The sequence below is a fragment of the Microbacterium sp. KNMS genome, assembly GCF_053851835.1.
The window spans coordinates 18574-37988 of the sequence record NZ_JBSQBP010000025.1 but is presented as its reverse complement, the minus strand read 5'-3'; the positions used below and the strand labels follow the sequence as shown (position 1 = coordinate 37988).

Sequence of the window (19415 nt, the reverse complement as noted above, 5' to 3'; positions counted from 1 at the left end):
ACATGAGCCAGGACCTCCGCATCGGCGTCGTGGGCGCAGGCGCCATGGGCGCCGACCACATCGGCCGCATCACGCAGCGCATCAGCGGCGCCCGCGTCGCGGCGATCATCGAGCCCGACGCAGGGCGCGCCGCGTCCGCAGCGGGGAACGCGCCGGGGGCGCAGACCTTCACCCGCATCGAGGACGCGATCGCGGCCGACGCCGTCGACGCCGTGCTCATCGCGACGCCGGGTCAGTTCCACCTGCCCGTGCTCGAGCCGGCGCTCGCCGCGGGCCTGCCGATCCTCTGCGAGAAGCCGCTCACACCCGACTCCGAGACGTCGCGCCAGGTGCTCGAGCTCGAGCAGCGACTCGATCGGCCGCACATCCAGGTCGGCTTCATGCGCCGCTTCGACCCCGAGTACGCCCGGCTGCGCGAGCTCGTCGCCTCGGGCGAGGCAGGGGAGCTGCTCATGGTGCGCGCCGTGCACCGCAACCCGAGCGTGCCCGACAGCTACAGCCAGACGATGCTCATCACCGACTCGGTCGTGCACGAGTTCGACGTCGTGCCGTGGCTCGCCGGCTCGCCGATCGTCAGCGTCGAGGTGAAGTACCCGCGTCGCAACGACCTCTCGCCCGAGCGCCTGCGCGAGCCCATCCTCGTGCTCATCGAGCTCGAGAACGGCGTGCTCGTCGACGTCGAGATGAACGTCAGCGTGCAGTTCGGCTACCAGGTGGCGACCGAGGCCGTCTTCCAGCAGGGGATCGCCCGCATCGGCCAGCCGTCCGGGCTGCAGCTGTGGCAGGCGGGACGCGTCTCGACCGCCGAGCACGTGAGCTTCACGACGCGGTTCGCGACCGCGTACGACAACGAGATCCAGCGCTGGGTCGACGCCGTGCGCGACGGACGCCTCGTCGACGGCCCGAACGCGTGGGACGGCTACCTCGTCGCGCTCGCGTGCGAGGCCGGCGTGCGCGCGCTCGACGGCGGCGTGCAGCCGGTCGACGCACCCGCCCGCCCCGCCTTCTACGCCTGACACCGAAGGAGCACGACGATGGTCCGCATCGCCCTCGATCCGACGCCGTTCCACGACGGGCACGCGCTGCTCGAGTTCCCCGACATCGCCGCACGGCTGGGCTACACGCACCTCCAGCTCACGCCTCACGCCGACTTCTCGCCCTTCTTCCGGTACCCGAAGGCCGACGACGGCCTCGTGGCGAAGCTGAAGAAGGCCGCGAGGGATGCGGGCGTGTCGATCCCGGCCATCCTCCCGGTTCAGCGCATCTCGTGGCCCGACGAGCCGCAGCGCCAGGCGGCCGTGCGGAACTTCCGCCGGATCATCCAGCTCGCCGTCGAGCTCGAGGTGCCCGTCATCAACACCGAGTTCTCGGGCCGCCCCGAGCGTCAGGAGGACTCCGAGGCGGCGTTCTACACCTCGATGGAGGAGCTCCTGCCGATCATCGAGCGCGAGGGCCTCCGCCTCAACGTCGATCCGCACCCCGACGACTTCGTCGAGGACGGCCTCGAGGGATGGCGCGTGCTGCGGGGGCTGAACTCCTCCGCGGTCGGCTTCGTGTACGTCGCCTCGCACACGTTCCACTACGGCGACCGCGCGACGACGCTCCTGCCCGAGATCGGCGACCGCATCGGCGCCGTGTACACGGCCGACACGTTCGACCACACGCGCTCCCACGGGCTCCGCTACATCACGAACCCGCCGGGCAACGCGGTGCGCGTGCACCAGCACCTGAAGATCGGCGACGGCGACGTGAACTGGGACGAGCTCTTCACGACGCTCCGCGAGATCGGCTACCTCGACCGCGACGACGCGCTCATCGTGTCGAACGTGTTCGCCGAGGACGAGAACCGCGACGAGGTGTCGCGCTACCAGCTCGAGAAGCTGCGCGAGCTGATCGGAGCCTGACCCATGACCAAGCTGTCCATGAACGTCACGACGACCTTCTACGGCAACGTCGTCAACGACATCGCTGTCGCGAAGGCTGCCGGCTACGCCGGGATCGAGCTGCAGAGCCCCAAGCTCTACCGCTACCTCGACGCGGGCTACGCCGTCGAGTCCCTGCCTCCCCTCCTCGAGGGGATCGAGGTGTCGGGCATCGGCGCCGTCCTGGATCTCGAGCGGCGCGGCGCCGGCCGCGAGGCGCTCCTCGCCGAGGTCGAGCGGATGGCCGACATCGCCGTCGTCGTCGGCGCCCCCATCCTGCAGATGTGCACCGGGCCCGTCGACTGGGAGGTCGTGAAGGACTTCCGGGCCGGACGCCTGTCGGCCGACGACGTGCGCTATCGCGGCACGCTCGGGCTCCCCGAGAGCGATGCGCTCGACGTGGCCGCGGCGAACGTGCGCGAGGCGGCCGACATCGCAGCCGACCGCGGCCTCGACCTCTACCTCGAGCCGCTCGCCTGGTCGAACCTCAACCGGCACCGGCACTCGCTCGAGATCATCGAGCGTGCCGGCCGCGACAACGTCGGCATCGCGCTCGACACGTGGCACTACTGGACGACGGGCGACACCCTCGAGGAGGTCGCCGCGACGCCGAAGGAGCTCATCAAGGCCGCGCACATCTCCGACGGCCTCGACCTCGACCGGGAGCACGACGTGCCGGATCAGAGCGTGCACCGCAACGTCGTCATCGGCGGCGGCGCCATCCCGCTGCAGGAATGGGTCGATGCGATCAAGTCGACGGGGTACGACGGCTGGTGGGTGTCGGAGATGTTCTCCGACAAGGCCAACGAGCACGACTTCCTCGAGGTGGCCACGACCATCCGCGGGCTCCTCCACATCCTCGTTTCCTGAGAAAGCAGACCATGCAGCGATTCGCCCTCATCGGAGCCGGCTTCATCGGCTCCGTCCACGCCCAGAGCCTCGCGGCCCATCCCGGCGTCGACTTCCGCCTCGTCTTCGACGTCGACAGCGCCCGTGCCGAAGCGCTCGCCACGGCGCACGGCGCCCGCGCGGCGCGCTCGCTCGCCGAGGCCTTCGATCCCGAGCTCGTCGACGCCGTCTTCATCGCCTCGTCGACCGACACGCACGCCGAGAACCTGCGACGCGCCGCCGACGCCGGTCTCGCGGTGCTCGTCGAGAAGCCCATCGACCTCGATCTCGTGCAGGCCGCCGAGACCGTCGCGCACGTCGAGCGAGCGGGCGTCCCCGCCATGGTCGACTTCAACCGCCGGTTCGACCGCGACCACGCCGAGCTCAAGCGGCTCGTCGACGAGGGCGCCGTGGGCGAGGTCGCGCTCGTGCAGCTCACCTCGCGCGGGCCGGCGCTGCCGCCGCTCGACTACCTGCGGGTGTCCGGCGGCCAGATGCGGGACCAGACGGTGCACTTCTTCGACCTCGCGCGGTGGATCACGGGCCTCGAGCCCGTCGAGGTGCACGTCGCGGGGTCGGCGCTCGCCGACCCGCGCGTGGCCGAGATCGGCGACGTCGACACCTCGGCGGCGACGCTGAAGCTCGCCGGAGGCGCGCTCGTCCAGATCGACAGCGTGCGGCACACGGGCTACGGCTACGACGAGCGCATCGAGGTGCTGGGCTCGACGGGGATGGCCGAGTCCGGTCGCATGCGCGCCGGCGGGGTCACCCGCTTCCGCGGCACGGAGGCGGTGTCCGACGGCCTCCACGCCGGATGGTTCGAGCGCGTGCAGCCGACCTACGCCGCCGCGCTCGGCGCGTTCGTGTCGGCGCTCGAAACGGGCGCTCCCGTGCCCGTCGGCCTGCGCGACGGGCTCCGCGCGCAGGCGATCGCCGAGGCGGCGACGCGCTCGCTCGCGTCGGGGCGCAGCGAGCCCGTCGACGCCCTCGTCTGACGGCGCGACGAAAGGGGCCCGATCCGCGTCGCCTGCGGATCGGGCCCCTTCTTCGTGCACCGCGTCAGCGTCGGCGACGCCGTGTGTCCTCCTCGACGGTGCGGATGGCCTCGGTGCGGCCGCCGAGCTCCTTGAGCTCGTGGCTGAGCTCGGCGAGCTCGTCGCCGCCGGCCATCTGACGCGTGAGCTCGTCGAGGGTGACCTCGTCGCGCTTGCGGTCGAGGACGGCCTGGCCGAGCTTGAGGATGACGAAGTGGTCGCCCACGAGGTACGCGTGGTGCGGGTTGTGCGTGATGAAGACGACGCCGAGGCCCGCGTCGCGGGCCGCGGCGACGTACTTGAGCACGACGCCGGACTGCTTGACGCCGAGGGCTGCGGTGGGCTCGTCGAGGATGAGCACCTTGGCCCCGAAGTAGACGGCGCGGGCGATCGCGACGCACTGGCGCTGGCCTCCGGAGAGCTCGCTGATGGGCTGGTCGAGGTCCTTCACGACGATCCCCATCTTGCGCAGCTCGGCATCGGCGATCGCCTTCATGTCGCGGATGCTCATGCTCGCGAGCGGGAAGCGCGAGCGGACGAGCTCGGAGCCGAGGAAGAAGTTGCGCCACACCTCCATGAGGCCCACGACGGCGAGGTCCTGGTAGACCGTCGCGATGCCGTCCTCGAGCGCCTGGCGGGGGGAGTCGTAGCGGCGCTCGGCGCCCTCGACGAGGAGGGTGCCCTCGGTGTGCGGGTGGAGTCCGGCCATGATCTTGATGAGCGTGGACTTGCCCGCGCCGTTGTCGCCGAGCACGCACGCGACCTCCCCGGCGTTGACGGTGAGGTTGATGCCCTTGAGCGCTCGGATGGCGCCGTAGCTCTTGCCGACCTCGGTCATCTGGATGAGCGGCGCGCCGCCGCGGGGGCTCTCGGTCATCGTCGTCACCCGACCTTCCGTGCGGTGGAGAGCTTCTTGACATAGAGGTTCACGAGGACGGCGATGACGAGCATCGCCCCGAGGAAGGAGCGGAACCAGTTCGGGTCCCATCCGGCGTACACGATGCCGAGCGAGGTCATCCCGAAGATGAAGGCGCCGATGGCCACGCCGATGGCGTTGCCGAAGCCGCCCGTGAGGAGCGTCCCGCCGACCACCGCGGCGATGATGTAGAGGAACTCGTTGCCGACGCCGTTGCCCGCCTGGAGCGTGTTGAACCGGAACAGCGTGTGCATGCCGACGAACCAGCCGAGGAACGACACCGTCATGAACAGGCCGATCTTGACGGCGACCACGGGCACGCCCACGGCGCGGGCGGAGGCCGCGTTCCCGCCGACCGCGTAGATCCAGTTGCCGACGCGCGTGCGCTGGAGGATCCACGCGGCGAGGGCGACGAACGCGATCCAGTAGAGGACGCTGTTCCAGATCGTGATCCCGCCGATCTGGAACGACCCGGCGAAGATCGTCCGGAGGATGTCGTAGCCGTCCATCCGCGAGATGTTCGGGCTCGCCACGGCGCCGGTGACGAGCTTGGTGATGCCGAGGTTCGCACCCTGGAGGATGAAGAACGAGCCGAGCGTGATGAGGAAGCTCGGGATGCCCGTGCGCATCACGAGGTAGCCGTTGACGAAGCCGACGCCGAGGCAGAACACGAGCGAGAGGACGGCCCCGACGATGAGGTTGATGCCGAGGTAGTACGAGAAGAGCGCGTTGAAGAGCCCCGCACTCGTGACGATGACGCCGGCGGAGAGGTCGAACTCTCCGCCGATCATGAGCAGGCCGACGGCGACGGCGACGATGCCGATCGTGGAGGCCTGGTAGAGCACGGTGAAGAGCGCGTCGGCCGAGCGGAACGCGGGCGCGACGGCGAGGAAGAACACGAAGATGAGCGCCGCGGCGACCGCCGCGCCGACCTCCGGACGGGCGAGCAGGCGGTGCGACCAGCCGAGCTTCACCCGGTTCGACGCCTCCGACGGAGCGGAGGAAGCGAAACCCTGTGACATGGGTACTCCTGGTGGTGGGGGAGGGCGGGCCCTGCGGCCCGCCCTCCGCGGTGGTCAGCGGGTGTTGTTCTCGGCGAACGGGAGGATCGTGTCGATGTTCGACTCGTCGACGAACGACGGGCCCGTCAGGACGGGCTTCCCGCCGCCGATGTCGTTGCCGTTCTTCAGGTAGAGGTAGAGCGACGTGACGGCCATGTACCCCTGCACGTACGGCTGCTGGTCGATCGAGAACTCGATCTGGCCGTCCTTGATCGCCTGCGCGGCGTCGGCGTTGAGGTCGAACGTGATGAGCTTCGCCTCGCTGCCGGACTGCTCCATCGCCTTCAGCGCGTCCAGCGCGATGGGAGCGCCGAGCGTCACGATGTAGTCGATCGACGGGTCCTGCTGGAGCTTCGCCTGCAGGCTCGCCACCACGGCGGAGTCGTCGGCGCCGTTCACCTGGATGTTCTCCGTGCCCGGCACGGCGCTCTTCACGCCCGCGCAGCGCGCCTCGAGGGCCACCGAGCCGGCGGCCTGGATGACGCACAGCGGATGCGCGCCGCCGGCCTCGGCGATGCGCTCTCCCGCCGTCTGCCCGGCGAGCGTCTCGTCCGAGCCGAAGTACATGAGCGCGCCCACCTCCTGGTACTGGTCGATGCCGGAGTTGAAGCCGACGAGCGGGATGCCCGCATCGGCCGCCGCCTGCACTGACGCCGCAAGCGCGTCGGGGGTCGCGAGCGTGGTCGCGATGCCGTCGACGTCCGAGTCGATGGCGGTCTGGATGAGCTGGGCCTGCTTGTCGGCCGCCGGGTCGTTCGAGTACTGCAGCGTCGCTCCGACGTCCTTCGCGGCCTGCTCGGCGCCGGCGCGGATCTTGTCCCAGAACGTGTCTCCCGGGGTCTCGTGCGTGACCATCGAGATGACGTAGCCGGAGTCGCCGCCGCCTCCTCCGGACCCGTCATCGGCCGTGTTCTGCTGCGGCGCGCCGCCGCCGCTGCAGGCGGTCAGTGCGAGGACGGTCGCGAGGGCTCCCGCCCCCAGGAGCTTCCGAGGAGTGATCGTCGCCATGAGTGGTCCTTTCGGGAGGGCCGACCCCGTGCGCGCCCAGGGCGGCGCGCGGATGCCCGCGGACGGTCCGCGGGCGGGCAGAGGATGCCGTGCGCGGGCGGGCCGCTCTGCCCATCCGCGGTGCGTGGCCGGCGTCCTCGTCGGCACTGCGATCACTGTGGCCCGTGATCGCGCGCTTGTCAACAGATTGTCAAGACATAGTGTCATTTTCGTTATGGAAGGCAGTGACGCCGCTTGTCCGTTTGACAGGACAAAGTGACGCGCTATTATGTAAGGACAAAGGCGTCGCTCGCCGGACGAAGGAGTCACCATGGCACATGCACACGCGGAGGGCTCGAGTACGACCCTTCCCCCGCTCGTCGGAGGACCGCACCGGAAGCGGCTCGGCCTGGTCGCGCTCATCGCGACCTTCGGCGGGCTGCTCTTCGGCTACGACACCGGCGTGATCAACGGCGCACTGCGCCCCATGGCCGAGGAGCTCGGCCTGAACGCGTTCACCGAGGGCGTCGCGACCAGCTCGCTCATCTTCGCCGCCGCGATCGGCGCGATGTTCTGCGGGCGGCTCTCGGACGGCTGGGGGCGTCGCAAGACGATCATCCTGCTCGCGGTGCTCTTCTTCGCGGGTACGCTGTTCGTCGTCTTCACGCCCAACCTGCCCGTGCTCGTCATCGGCCGCATCATCCTCGGGCTCGCCGTGGGCGGCGCCTCGACGGTCGTGCCGGTCTTCCTCGCCGAGCTCGCCCCGTACGAGATCCGCGGATCGCTCGCGGGCCGCAACGAGCTCATGATCGTGACCGGGCAGCTGGCCGCCTTCGTGGTCAACGCGATCATCGGCAACACCCTCGGGCACCTCGACGGCGTGTGGCGCATCATGTTCGCGATCTGCGCCCTGCCGGCGATCGCGCTGTTCTTCGGCATGCTGCGGATGCCAGAGTCGCCCCGCTGGCTCATCGAGAAGGGCGACCGTGCGGGCGCGCTCGCGGTGCTCAAGAGCGTCCGCTCGGAGGACCGCGCCCTGGCAGAGCTCGCCGAGCTCGAGAAGGTCGCCGACGAGGAGAAGCAGGAGAGCCAGCTCGGATGGCGCGCGATCCTCGGCAACCGCAACCTCACGCGCATCCTCCTCGTGGGCATCGGCCTCGGCGTCGCCCAGCAGCTGACCGGCATCAACTCGATCATGTACTTCGGCCAGACGGTGCTCATCGAGTCGGGCTTCGACGAGAGCGCGGCGCTCATCGCCAACATCGCCCCGGGCGTCATCGCGGTGGTCGGCGGCGTCATCGCCCTCGCCATGATGGACCGGCTCGACCGTCGGAAGACGTTCGCGATCGGCCTCACCCTCACGACGTCGTGCCACCTGCTCATCGGCGTCGCGTCGACCGTGCTCGAGGTCGGCAACCCCCTGCGCCCGTGGGTCATCCTCTTCCTCGTTGTCGCCTTCGTCGGCTCGATGCAGACGTTCCTCAACATCGCGGTGTGGGTGTACCTGTCCGAGATCTTCCCGCTGCACATGCGCGGCGTCGGCATGGGCATCTCTGTCTTCATGCTGTGGGTCGTGAACGGCTTCCTGTCGCTGTACTTCCTCTCGCTCGTCGAGGCGGTCGGCATCACCGGCACGTTCTTCCTCTTCGCCGCGGTCGGGGCGCTCGCACTCCTCTTCGTCCTCACCCAGGTGCCCGAGACGCGAGGCCGCACGCTCGAGGCGCTCGAGGAGGACGTCACGACCGGCGCCATCTACACCGTCTCGAAGTCGGCCGCACGCCGCCGCTGACTCCGCGCGCCCGCAGGCCCGGTTCCCGCGAACGGGGCCGGGCCTGCGGCGTTCGCGGTGTCAGCAGCCGCAGGAGGCGCCGACGACGAGGTGCGGAGGCATGATGCGATGCACGGGCTCGCCGGTGTGGTCGAGCAGGGCCTCGACGGCGGCGGCGGCCATCTCCGTGAGCGGCTGCGCGACGGAGGTGAGCGTCGGCCAGCTGTAGGCGGCGTCGACGGACCCGTCGAACGACACGATCGCGAGATCCTCGGGCACGCGCACGCCCGCCTCGTGCGCGGCCTTGAGCACGCCGCGGCCCATCTGGTCGGAGCTCACGAAGAGCGCGCGCGGCACGCGCCCGCGCTGCAGCAGGCGGCGCATCGCCTCGTACCCGCCGTCGGGCGAGAAGGCGCCGCGCGCGATGGGGCCCGGCTCGAGCCCGAGCTCTTCGAGCGTCTCGCGCCAGCCGATCTCGCGGCCGTCCTCCTCGTCGCCCGACGTGCGCCCGATCGCGAGTCCGATCTCCTCGTAGCCATGCCCCGCCAGGTGCTCGACCGCGAGGCGCGCGCCCTGCACGAGGTCCACGCCGATCGAGTTGCGGGCGGGCACGCCAGCGCTGTGGTTGAGGAGGACGACGGGGATGTTCGAGTGCTCGAGTCCGCGCAGGTCGGGCTCGAAGACGTTGCTGCACAGGAAGATGCCGTCGACGAGCCGCGTCGTGAGGTGCTCGAGGTGCCGTCGCTCCGACTCGATGGATCCGTCGGAGCTCGACGTGAGAAGCAGGTAGCCGCGCCGCGCCGCCGCGAGCTCGACCTCGTGCGCGAGCTGCGCGAAGTACGGATTGATCGACGTGGGCACGACCATCCCGAGCATCTCGGTCGATCCGAGCCGGAGCGCACGCGCCGAGGGGTTGGGCCGGTAGCCGAGCTTCTCGATCGCGTCGCGCACGCGCGCCTCGGTGTCGGGGGACACCTTCTTGGTGCCGTTCACCACGTAGCTGACGACCGCGGGGCTCACTCCCGCGAGCCGGGCGACGTCGTTGCGCGTCGCCCGGCTCGCAGAAGCGGACGTCGAGCGCGGCACGTCAGCCATCCTAACGAGCGAGCACCTGGCCATCCGGGGCGTCGGCCGCGACCGGGGCATCGCCGAAGTCGCGGATGGCCAGGCGCTCCCCGCCGCGGAGCGCGGACTGGTGCGCGACGATGCCGGGCAGCGTGTACCGCGCGGCCTCCCATGCGTTGACCGGCGGCAGTGTGCGGTTCGCGACGGCGACGGCGAAGTCGTCGACGAGGAAGTGGTGGCTGCCCTCGTGCCCGGTCGGCTGGCCGCGCAGCTCGACCGGAAGCCGCTCGGCATCGTGGACGCGCGCGAGCCCCGAGATGAAGGCGTCCCGGAGGGCGGGATCCACGTCGGCGAGCGACGGGTCGTCGGGCGACATGCTGGGCTTCGTCTCGAGGAGCTCCGTGACGTCGGAGAAGCCCTGCTTGTCCTGCCACACGGCCGTCTCGACGAGCTGCTCGAAGCTCGCCTCCGTGCCGAAGTAGCGGAAGCGCGACTCGCGCAGGTGCGACGGGTACCCGACCCGCCGGAACTCGTTGATGCGCATGCTGCCGCCGCCGGCGAGCTCGAACAGCGCCGTGGCGTTCGAGAAGTCGTTGTCGAACATGCTGACCTCGCGGTCGAAGACGCCGTCCCCTCGGTCGTCGCGCACGCCGATGCAGCTCACGCTGACGGCGCGGCCGCCGATCGCGCCGAGCACGCCGCCGACCGAGTGCGTCGGGTAGAGCATGGGCGGGTAACTCGCGGTGCGCTTCCATTCCGCGCCGCCGCTGAACTGGTAGGCGGCGTAGAAGCCGAGGTCCATGTCGTGGACGTAGTCGCCCTCCGCGTAGAAGATGCGGCCGAAGGCGCCCTCCGCCGCGCGCTTGCGGGCGTAGACGGTCGCGGGGTTGTAGTAGCTCGTCTCGCCCATCATGTAGGTGAGCCCGGTCTCGCGCACGGCGTCGATGATCGCGGCGATCTCGTCCTCGCTGATCGCCATCGGCACGGCGGAGTACACGTGCTTGCCCGCGCGCAGCGCCTGCACGACGAGCGGCCCGTGCGTCCAGCGCTGCGTGAAGATCGCGACCGCGTCGAGGTCGCTCGCGAGCATCGCGTCGAAGTCGACGAGCGTGCCGGCGAGGTGCTCGCGCGCGACGAGCGCCTCCGCGCGCTCGGGGATGGTGTCGGTCACCCACACCTCGGAGATGAGCGGGTGCGCCTGGAACAGCTTCGCGAAGTGCCCGGAGAACTGCCCTGCGCCGACGATGCCGAGGGAGAAAGCCTGAGAGGTCATGCGGGCGAGTCTGCCACGGCGTGTGACACGAGTCAACAGCCACTTAGCTCGGCACAGTCGTTGCAATTCCGTGACGCTTGCAGCGCTTGCGGCAATCTTGGTGACTCGTGTAACCTCGCCGGCAACATCCCTCATCACAACGGAGTATGAAGATGACCACGACGACCATCGTCCTCGGGCGGCGGCGCGCTCAGCGCGACGGCGGCGTCAGGATGCGGCAAGGGCGCAGCGACCTGAAGATTGCGCTCGTCTTCGTCGCGCCGGCGCTGTTCGGGCTGATCGCGTTCTATCTCGTGCCGACCGTGCGCGGTCTGTACCTCAGCTTCACGGAATACAGCATCCTCGGCGACCCGGACTGGGTCGGCACCGCGAACTACGAGCGCCTCCTCGCCGATCCGCTCTTCTGGAACGCGCTCGTCGTGACCATCCAGTACGTCCTCATCAACATCGTGCTGCAGACTGCGGTCGCCCTCGGGCTCGCTCTGCTCATGCACCGCGTCGCGCGATCGACGCTCGTGCGAGGGATGCTGCTGATGCCCTACCTCATGGCGAACGTGATCGCGGCCCTGCTGTGGTTCTGGATGCTCGACTACAACATCGGCATCGTCAACCAGATGATCGAGTGGCTCGGACTCCCGCGAGTGGCGTTCTTCGGCGCGCAGGAGTGGGCGATCCCGACCCAGGCCCTCATCAACACCTGGCGGCACATGGGCTACGTCGCGCTGCTCATCTTCGCGGGTCTGCAGGCCATCCCGGAGACCGTCTACGAGGCCGCGAACCTCGACGGCGCGAACCCCTTCCAGCAGTTCTTCCGCATCACGCTTCCTCTGCTGCGGCCTGTGATCGCGCTCGTCCTGATCCTCACCGTCACCGGCTCGTTCCAGGTGTTCGACACCGTCGCGGTGACCACGCAGGGCGGTCCGGTCAACGCGAGCCGCGTGCTGCAGTTCTACATCTGGCAGAAGGCGTTCAGCGAACAGGAGTTCGGGTACGGCTCCGCCATCGCCGTGGTGCTCTTCCTCATCCTCGCCATCGTCGCCTTCATCCAGATGAAGGTGCTGCGCGGCAACGAGTCGGATCTGGCCTAAGGAGCCTGCGATGTCTGAAACCCGAGCTCTCCTCACTGTGCAGCGGCGGCGTGCGCCGCGGATCACCTGGCGCACCGTCGTCCCCTGGTTCTTCGTCGTGCTCGCGATCGCCGTGAGTGTCCTGCCCTTCTACTGGGTGCTCCGCACGGCGCTGTCGACGAACAGCATGCTCGCCTCGCAGTCGGCGAGCCTGCTTCCGGCCGGCTTCAACCTCGGCGCCTTTGCCCGCGTGTTCGGCCTGCAATCCTCGGCCGAGGCCATCGCGCAGGGCGGATCGGGCGCCTCGATCAGCTTCTGGACCTACCTCATGAACTCCGCCGTCTTCGCGACGGTCACGACGGCGTGCGCGGTGTTCTTCAGCGCGATGGCGGCGTACGCCTTCGCCCGACTGCGCTGGAAGGGGCGCGACAAGGTGTTCGGCCTGTTCCTCGCCACGGTGCTCGTGCCGCCGATCTTCACGGCGCTGCCGAACTTCCTTCTCGTGCGCAACCTGGGCCTGCTGAACACGATGCTGGGCCTCGTGCTGCCGTACCTCTTCATGACGCCGTTCGCGATCTTCTTCATGCGGCAGTTCTTCCTCAACATGTCGCGTGAGGTCGAGGAGGCCGCCATGCTCGACGGCGCGAAGCACTGGCGGATCTTCTTCCAGATCGTCCTGCCCAACGCAGCGGCTCCGCTGGCGACCCTCGCACTGCTGACCTTCATGACCCAGTGGAACGAGTACTTCTGGCCGCTCCTCGTGGCCTCCGACGACAGCACGCGCGTCCTGACCGTCGGCCTCGGCGTCTTCAAATCGCAGTCCCCGCAGGGCGCGCCCGACTGGTCCGGCCTCATGGCCGCGACCCTCATCTCGGCCCTGCCGGTGCTCATCCTGTTCGCGATCTTCGGCAAGCGGATCGTGAACTCCATCGGCTTCAACGGCACCAAATGACCCTTCACACCCGGAGTAAGGAGAACAAGATGAAGAAGAAGGCACTCGGAGCGATGGCGCTCGCGGGCACCACGACCCTCGCCCTGACAGGTTGCGGCGGTGGCGCGGGGGGAGGCGGCGGCGACGGCACCATCGACTACTGGCTGTGGGACGCGAATCAGCTGCCGGCCTACCAGCAGTGCGCGGAGGACTTCAACGCGGCGAACGACGACGTCCAGGTGAAGGTCACCCAGACCGGCTGGGACGACTACTGGAGCAAGATCACGAACGGGATGGCCGCCGGCACCGCGCCCGACGTCTTCACGGATCACCTCAGCAAGTACCCCGACTTCGTGAAGACCGACCAGCTGCTCCCGCTGGACGACCTCGACGTCGACACCTCGGTCTACATCGAGGGCCTCGCCGACCTCTGGGTCAGTCAGGACGACAAGCGCTACGGCTTCCCGAAGGACTGGGACACGGTCGCCCTGTTCTACAACAAGGCCATGATCGAGGAGGCCGGCATCAGCGAGGAGGAGATGGCGAGCCTCGAGTGGAACCCGGAGGACGGCGGCACGTACGAGGACGTCATCGCGAAGCTGACGATCGACAAGAACGGCGTGCGCGGCGACGAGCCCGGCTTCGACAAGGACAACGTCGAGGTGTACGGGCTGGGGCTCAACAGCTCGGGCGAGGGGATGGGGCAGACGGAGTGGTCCTTCCTCACGGCCACGCTCGGATGGACCCACACGGATGAGAACCCGTGGGGCACGTCGTACAACTACGACGCACCGGAGTTCCAGGACACCTTCGCCTGGTGGGCGTCTCTGGTCGAGAAGGGCTACATGCCGCCGCTCGAGACCACGGTCGGCGCGTCCATGCCCGACAACTTCGGCGCGAGCAAGACGGCGATCAACTCGAACGGCTCGTGGATGATCGGACAGTACACGGGCTACGAGGGCATCGAGGTCGGCATCGCGCCGACGCCGATCGGCCCGAGCGGCGAACGCGCGTCGATGTTCAACGGCCTCGCCGACTCGATCTGGGCGGGCACGGAGAACCCGGAGGGCGCGAAGAAGTGGGTCGAGTACCTCGCCTCGGCCGCGTGCCAGGACGTCGTCGCCGAGCACGCGGTCGTCTTCCCCGCGATCACGACGTCGAGCGACAAGGCCTCCGAGGCGTTCGAGGCGAAGGGTGTCGACGTCTCCTCGTTCACCGTCCACGTCGAGGAGGGCACGACGTTCCTGTTCCCGATCGGCGAGAACGCCGCGAAGATCGTCGGCATCATGAAGCCGGCCTCGGACGCGGTGCTCACGGGAGACGCGCCGGCGAGCTCGTTCACCGACGCGAACGAGCAGGTCAACGCCCTGTTCCAGTAGCCCCCCGATGACCCGCGGGGCGCGGCACGGCCGCGCCCCGCGCGTCGTCGGCACCCCGAGACACACGAAAGCGAATCGAATGAACCCCATCCATCTGCGCGCCGACGGCGTCAGCGTGCTGCTCTCCTTCCGCTCGGGCGAGGCCGAGATCGTCCACTGGGGCGCCGACCTCGGCGCGCACGTGCCGGATCTCGAGCTGCTCACCGACCCCGTGCCGCATTCGGCGCTCGACGTGCCCGTGATCGCGGGCGTCGTGCCGCAGCCGTCGTCGGGATGGCTCGGACGGCCGGGCCTGCGCGGGAGCCGCATCGACGAGGACGGGCGACCGGGGCGGGACTTCTCGCCGGCTCTGCGCGTCGTCGCGGCGGACGCGGATGGCGGGACCGCGCGGATCGTGCAGCGAGATGCGAGCGCAGGGCTGGAGGTCGCGACGCGGCTCCGCCTGCACCCGTCCGGGCTGCTCGAGGCGGCGTCCTCGGTGACGAACACCGGCGCGACCCCCTACCAGGTCGATGAGCTCGCCATCCAGCTCCCGGTGCCCGCCGAAGCGGGCGAGCTGCTCGACCTCACCGGGCGCTGGTGCCGGGAGAACCACCCGCAGCGGCAGGCCATCCGCCGCGGCACGTGGGTCCGCACAGGGCGGCACGGCCGCACCGGGCACGACTCCTCGCTGCTCGTCGCGGCGGGCACGCCGGGCTTCGGCAACCGCACGGGCGCCGTGTGGGCAGCGCACTTCGCCTGGTCGGGCGACCACGAGCAGTTCCTCGACGCGCTCGCCGACGGGCGCCAGATGATCGGCGCCGCGGAGCTGCTCGGATCGGGCGAGGTCGTGCTCGCGCCGGGAGAGGCCTACGAGACGCCCGCGCTGTACGCCGCATGGTCGGATCGCGGCCTCGACGGCGTGACGGAGCGGTTCCACCGGTGGTTCCGTGCGCGTCCGCAGCACGTCGAGGTCGACGGCGGTCGCCCCCGGCCGGTCGTGCTCAACACCTGGGAGGCGGTCTACTTCGACCACCGCATCGAGCCGCTCGTCGAGCTCGCCGCGGCGGCCGCCGAGCTCGGCGTCGAGCGCTTCGTGCTCGACGACGGATGGTTCCGCGGGCGCCGCGACGACCGTGCGGGGCTCGGCGACTGGCACGTCGACGAGGGGCTGTGGCCGGATGGCCTCACGCCGCTCATCGAGGCCGTCACGTCGCGGGGCATGGAATTCGGGCTGTGGGTCGAGCCCGAGATGGTGAACCTCGACTCCGACGTCGCGCGGGAGCATCCCGACTGGATCGTCGGACCCGACGCGCGCTCGCACGACGAGGGCGGGCGCCTGCCCGTCGAATGGCGGCATCAGCAGGTCATCGATCTCGTGAACCCCGACGCGTGGCAGTACGTCTACGACCGCATCGACGCCCTCCTCCGCGAGAACGAGATCGCGTACCTCAAGTGGGATCAGAATCGCGACCTGCGCGAGCACGGGCACGATGGGCGCCCGTCCGTGCACGCGCAGACCCTCGCGGTCTACCGCCTGTTCGCGGCGCTCAAGGAGGCCCACCCCCGTGTCGAGATCGAGTCGTGCTCGTCGGGCGGCGCGCGCATCGATCTGGGCGTCCTCGCGCACACCGACCGCGTCTGGGCGTCGGACTGCAACGACGCGCTCGAGCGCCAGACGATCCAGCGGTGGACCCAGGCGGTGCTCCCGCCCGAGCTCGTCGGCGCCCACGTCGGACCCACCCACTCCCACACGACAGGCCGCGTCCACGACATCGGGTTCCGCGTGCTCACGGCCCTCTTCGGGCACTTCGGGATCGAGTGGGACATCCGCGCTGCCTCCGAGCACGAGCGAGCGGTCCTGCGGAAGGGCATCGAGCTGTACAAGCGCTTCCGCGGCCTGATCCACTCGGGGGTCCGCGTCAACGCCGACCTCGTCGAGCCGGCGCTCGCGCTCCACGGCATCGTCGCGCAGGACCGGGGGGAGGCGCTCTTCACGGCGGTCATGCACCGGACCCCCGTCGCCGAGATGCCCGGCCGGGTGCGACTTCCGGGGCTCGACCCCGACCGGGTCTACCGCGTCGTGCCGCTCCTGCCCACGGCGGAGGACTTCCCGCGCACGACCGAGGGCGACAGCGCGAGCCCCTTCGTGCAGCACCGGGGACCGGGATGGTTCGACGAGGGGCTCACGGCGACGGGGCGCTTCCTCGACGCCGTGGGCGTGACGCTGCCGATCCTGCGCCCCGAGCAGGCGCTGCTCCTGCACGCCGCCGCGGAGTGAGGTGGGCGGACGAGGGGTTGTCCTCCCGGAGGCGAATATGAGAGAATGTCAGGACAAAGTCCTCGACCTCTCTCAGGAGTCCGCATGCCCCTCGTCCGCATCGACCACAGCGACGCCCGCACGAATCCCGCCGAGATCGCCGGCGCCGTCCACGACGCCATCGTCTCCGTCTACGGGATCCCCGAGCGCGACCGGTTCCAGGTGATCACCTCGCGCCCCGCGTCGACAATCGTCGCGGAGGATGCCGGGCTCGGCTTCGAGCGCACCGACCCCGTCGTCATCCAGATCTTCACGCAGCGGGGTCGCTCCGTCGATCAGAAGCAGCGCCTGTACGCCGCGATCGCCGCGGCGCTCGAGCCGGTCGGCGTCGCCTCGTCCGACGTCTTCATCGGGTACGTCGAGAACGGGCCGGAGGACTGGAGCTTCGGCTTCGGCCGCGCCCAGTACCTCACGGGAGAGCTCGCCGTCCCGCAGGCGTGACCCCGCGCCCGCCGCCCGGTCCTCGCGGCTAATCTGGTACGAGGAGGTGCGGTGGGACGGAACGCCGATGCGATCGCCGAGGGTCTCGCGATCGCGCATGCCGCCGCGCGGCTTGCGGTGAAGAACAGGATCCTCGTGAGCACGATCTCGCTCGACGAGGCGTTCGACGCGTCCCATTTCCTGCCGGTCGCCCGCGAGACGATCGCGGCGCTCGCCGACGAGTCCGAGCAGGCGGCGCAGGAGATCTCGAAGGCGCGGAAGGCCGCGTGGGGGCGGCACTCGCAGTCGCGCGGCACGCACGACTACCGCGACCGCGACGTGCGCAACCTCCGCCGCCGCGCCAAGCAGTACGTCGGCGTCGCGAAGGCTCTCCGCACGGAGCTCGAAGACGAGGCGCAGCTGCTCGCGCTCGTCGAGCAGTCCCGCGAGGCGGCATGGGGCGACATCGCGTCGACGCTCGACAACCGTCTGCGCGTCGAGGCGATGCGCCCCGACGAGGACCCGGACTACGCCTCGATGCGCGAGGCGCGCATGCAGGCGCTGCGCCTCGTCGACCTGCAGAAGCTCGCTGTCGAGACCAAGGAGCGCCGGTCGGAGGGCGCCTCCGCGGCGGTCGACTGACGCGACGCGCCCGGGTGGCGCGCCCCGATTTGTCCGGTGCGGCGAACGCGTTGTATGCTCATACGGTTGCTTCGGCAGCGGTGAATGCGCCCCTAGCTCAATGGATAGAGCATCTGACTACGGATCAGAAGGTTGGGGGTTCGAGTCCCTCGGGGCGCACCACACGAGAACGGCCCCCGCTTCGGCGGGGGCCGTTCTGCGTTCGGGTGGGATGACCGTGCGTCAAGGGGATCGCGGCGCTCGCCGCGCATGCGCTAGGCAGGAGGCATGCGCGAGCGCGAGATCGTCGTGGTGACCGGGGCCTCCGGGCGGATCGGGTCGGCCGTCGTGCCGCTTCTGCGTCGGGAGGGGCGCGAGCTCCGTCTCGTCGACACGGCCGAGCCGTCGGCCGCCGAGCCCGGGGAGTGGCGCGACCTCTCGATCGACGACGCGACCGGGCTGCGGGACGCGCTGTCGGGTGCGCGAGCGGTCATCCACCTCGCCGGCATCGCGTCGGAGGCGCCCTGGGGCGACCTCCTCCGCGTCAACGTCGACGGCACGCGCGTCCTGCTCGAAGCCGCGCGAGACGCAGGCGTCGGCGCCGTGCTCCTCGCGAGCTCCGTGCATGCGGCCGGGTTCCACGTTCCGGATCGCGTCGGCGAGGCGGAGCCCCTCCTGCCGCGACCCGACACCTACTACGGGGTCACGAAGGCGGCGATGGAGGCGCTCGGGAGCCTCTTCAGCGACCGCTTCGGGATGTCGATCGTCAGCGCGCGCATCTGCACCTTCCTCGAGACGCCCGACCCGGGCAGGGCCGCGGCCTCGTGGCTCTCGCCGGGTGACGCCGCCCGCCTCTTCGAGGCCGCGATCGCGCTTGCGGATGGCCGGCATCACATCGTGTGGGGAGTCTCGCGCAACGCGCCGGGATGGTTCCCGCTCGGGGCGGGCGACGAGATCGGCTACCGCCCGCAGGACGACGCCATGGCTGAGCTGCACCGGCTTGGCGTGTCGGTTCCCGATCCCGATCCGACCGATCCGATCGGAGGGCCCTTCACGCGCCCCGACCACCCGATCGGGACGCGATGGTGATCGCCGCGCCCGCGCGCAGGGCGCCTGCGGGCAGTCCGAGGGCCCACTCGGCGACATCCGTCACGTAGTGCGCGAAGGCCTCGTGGGGGAACGATCCGGCGTTGTTCGCGTACGCCCAGCGGCCGTCCACCGCGACGAAGATCCGGATGCATGCCGTCAGCGGGTCGACGTCCGGCAGATCGCCCGACGAGACGCCCTCCTCGATGAGCGCGATGAGGCGCGCGCGGTCGAGGGCCTCCTGCTCCTCGAGCGCGGCCTCGAGTGCGCTGTCGAAGCGGGACAGATGGCGCGCGTTGAGCCACAGGCGCGCGACGGCGCGCGCCTGCTCGCTCTCGGTGTAGGCCATCATGTGCGCGAGGCGCTCGAGCGGTCGCCCGTCGACGGGCACGAGGTCCTCGCGCTCGTCTGAGACCGCACGCGCGAAGGCCGCGACGACGAGCTCGTCCGCCGCGGGGAAGTAGTGGGTGATCAGGCCCGGGCGCACGCCGAGGCGCTCCGCGACCGCCCGGAGGGTGATGCGCTCGAGGCCGGCCTCGAGCGCGATCCGCGCCGCCTCGCGGACGATCTCCTCGCGGCGCTCCTCCGGCCGCTTGCGCGTGCGCACCGGCCGCTCGCTTGACACCATGAGCGCCATGCTATTGGATGTGTGACCAATAAGCCATTGGCCACATGGCCAATAGCGCACCTCGACGGAG

Annotated in this window: 18 protein-coding genes and 1 tRNA gene; 13 read left to right on the top strand and 6 right to left on the bottom strand. The window is 70.1% G+C overall.

The annotated features are described in order from the left end of the window. The first annotated feature begins 2 nt into the window (after positions 1-2). The 4 genes from ACWXWW_RS14590 to ACWXWW_RS14575 are packed head-to-tail and all read left to right on the top strand — an operon-like array spanning position 3 to position 3805. Positions 3-1016: a Gfo/Idh/MocA family protein gene (locus tag ACWXWW_RS14590; RefSeq protein ID WP_455970557.1), complete on the top strand. Its 1014-nt coding sequence runs from the start codon at positions 3-5 to the stop codon at positions 1014-1016. A gap of 18 nt (positions 1017-1034) precedes the next feature. Beyond that, the gene (locus ACWXWW_RS14585) at positions 1035-1904 is read left to right on the top strand and encodes a sugar phosphate isomerase/epimerase family protein (protein ID WP_455970555.1); all 870 of its coding nucleotides are present in this window, start codon (positions 1035-1037) and stop codon (positions 1902-1904) included. Positions 1905-1907: 3 nt separating this feature from the next. Continuing rightward, a complete protein-coding gene (locus ACWXWW_RS14580; RefSeq protein ID WP_455970554.1) occupies positions 1908-2792 on the top strand; it encodes a sugar phosphate isomerase/epimerase family protein in 885 nt (294 codons plus the stop codon). Positions 2793-2803: 11 nt separating this feature from the next. Continuing rightward, the gene (locus tag ACWXWW_RS14575; RefSeq protein ID WP_455970552.1) at positions 2804-3805 is read left to right on the top strand and encodes a Gfo/Idh/MocA family protein; all 1002 of its coding nucleotides are present in this window, start codon (positions 2804-2806) and stop codon (positions 3803-3805) included. 64 nt (positions 3806-3869) lie between these two features. Here the strand turns inward: ACWXWW_RS14575 and ACWXWW_RS14570 are convergent, their stop codons facing one another. The 3 genes from ACWXWW_RS14570 to ACWXWW_RS14560 are packed head-to-tail and all read right to left on the bottom strand — an operon-like array spanning position 3870 to position 6829. Further along, positions 3870-4721, bottom strand: a complete 852-nt coding sequence (locus ACWXWW_RS14570) for an ATP-binding cassette domain-containing protein (protein WP_324012566.1) — start codon at positions 4719-4721, stop codon at positions 3870-3872. Between the two features lie 5 nt (positions 4722-4726). Continuing rightward, on the bottom strand, positions 4727-5782 hold the full coding sequence (locus ACWXWW_RS14565) for an ABC transporter permease (protein WP_282979051.1): 1056 nt from the start codon (positions 5780-5782) through the stop codon (positions 4727-4729). 54 nt (positions 5783-5836) lie between these two features. After that, positions 5837-6829 carry a substrate-binding domain-containing protein gene (locus ACWXWW_RS14560; RefSeq protein ID WP_455970550.1) on the bottom strand — a complete coding sequence of 331 codons (993 nt, stop codon included), beginning with the start codon at positions 6827-6829 and terminating at the stop codon, positions 5837-5839. 310 nt (positions 6830-7139) lie between these two features. Here ACWXWW_RS14560 and ACWXWW_RS14555 point away from each other — a divergent pair, with 310 nt between their 5' ends. Continuing rightward, the gene (locus ACWXWW_RS14555) at positions 7140-8597 is read left to right on the top strand and encodes a sugar porter family MFS transporter (protein WP_455970548.1); all 1458 of its coding nucleotides are present in this window, start codon (positions 7140-7142) and stop codon (positions 8595-8597) included. Between the two features lie 60 nt (positions 8598-8657). Here the strand turns inward: ACWXWW_RS14555 and ACWXWW_RS14550 are convergent, their stop codons facing one another. Continuing rightward, entirely contained in the window at positions 8658-9671 is a 1014-nt protein-coding gene (locus ACWXWW_RS14550; protein ID WP_282979049.1) for a LacI family DNA-binding transcriptional regulator, read from the bottom strand. Position 9672: 1 nt separating this feature from the next. Continuing rightward, entirely contained in the window at positions 9673-10914 is a 1242-nt protein-coding gene (locus ACWXWW_RS14545; protein ID WP_324012560.1) for a Gfo/Idh/MocA family protein, read from the bottom strand. 212 nt (positions 10915-11126) lie between these two features. Here ACWXWW_RS14545 and ACWXWW_RS14540 point away from each other — a divergent pair, with 212 nt between their 5' ends. The 8 genes from ACWXWW_RS14540 to ACWXWW_RS14505 all read left to right on the top strand — a co-directional run bounded on the left by ACWXWW_RS14540 (position 11127) and on the right by ACWXWW_RS14505 (position 18720). Continuing rightward, positions 11127-12002 carry a carbohydrate ABC transporter permease gene (locus tag ACWXWW_RS14540; protein ID WP_271173231.1) on the top strand — a complete coding sequence of 292 codons (876 nt, stop codon included), beginning with the start codon at positions 11127-11129 and terminating at the stop codon, positions 12000-12002. A 10-nt stretch (positions 12003-12012) separates the two neighbouring features. Continuing rightward, positions 12013-12933 carry a carbohydrate ABC transporter permease gene (locus ACWXWW_RS14535; protein WP_271173189.1) on the top strand — a complete coding sequence of 307 codons (921 nt, stop codon included), beginning with the start codon at positions 12013-12015 and terminating at the stop codon, positions 12931-12933. A gap of 29 nt (positions 12934-12962) precedes the next feature. Further along, the gene (locus tag ACWXWW_RS14530; RefSeq protein ID WP_455970546.1) at positions 12963-14291 is read left to right on the top strand and encodes an ABC transporter substrate-binding protein; all 1329 of its coding nucleotides are present in this window, start codon (positions 12963-12965) and stop codon (positions 14289-14291) included. A 79-nt stretch (positions 14292-14370) separates the two neighbouring features. After that, a complete protein-coding gene (locus ACWXWW_RS14525; RefSeq protein ID WP_455970544.1) occupies positions 14371-16551 on the top strand; it encodes an alpha-galactosidase in 2181 nt (726 codons plus the stop codon). A gap of 84 nt (positions 16552-16635) precedes the next feature. Further along, on the top strand, positions 16636-17031 hold the full coding sequence (locus ACWXWW_RS14520; RefSeq protein WP_271173186.1) for a tautomerase family protein: 396 nt from the start codon (positions 16636-16638) through the stop codon (positions 17029-17031). A gap of 51 nt (positions 17032-17082) precedes the next feature. Further along, positions 17083-17652 (top strand): asparagine synthase, encoded by a 570-nt coding sequence (locus ACWXWW_RS14515; protein ID WP_271173185.1) that lies wholly within the window; start codon positions 17083-17085, stop codon positions 17650-17652. A gap of 86 nt (positions 17653-17738) precedes the next feature. Then, a tRNA-Arg gene (locus ACWXWW_RS14510) sits at positions 17739-17814 on the top strand. Between the two features lie 105 nt (positions 17815-17919). Next, positions 17920-18720, top strand: coding sequence for an NAD-dependent epimerase/dehydratase family protein (locus ACWXWW_RS14505; protein ID WP_455970542.1), 801 nt, complete (start codon positions 17920-17922; stop codon positions 18718-18720). On the opposite strand, the gene ACWXWW_RS14500 is transcribed toward ACWXWW_RS14505, so the two are convergent. Beyond that, positions 18683-19345 carry a TetR family transcriptional regulator gene (locus tag ACWXWW_RS14500; RefSeq protein WP_455970540.1) on the bottom strand — a complete coding sequence of 221 codons (663 nt, stop codon included), beginning with the start codon at positions 19343-19345 and terminating at the stop codon, positions 18683-18685. The two genes, ACWXWW_RS14505 and ACWXWW_RS14500, sit on opposite strands and share 38 nt — an antisense overlap. Positions 19346-19415: the final 70 nt, after the last annotated feature.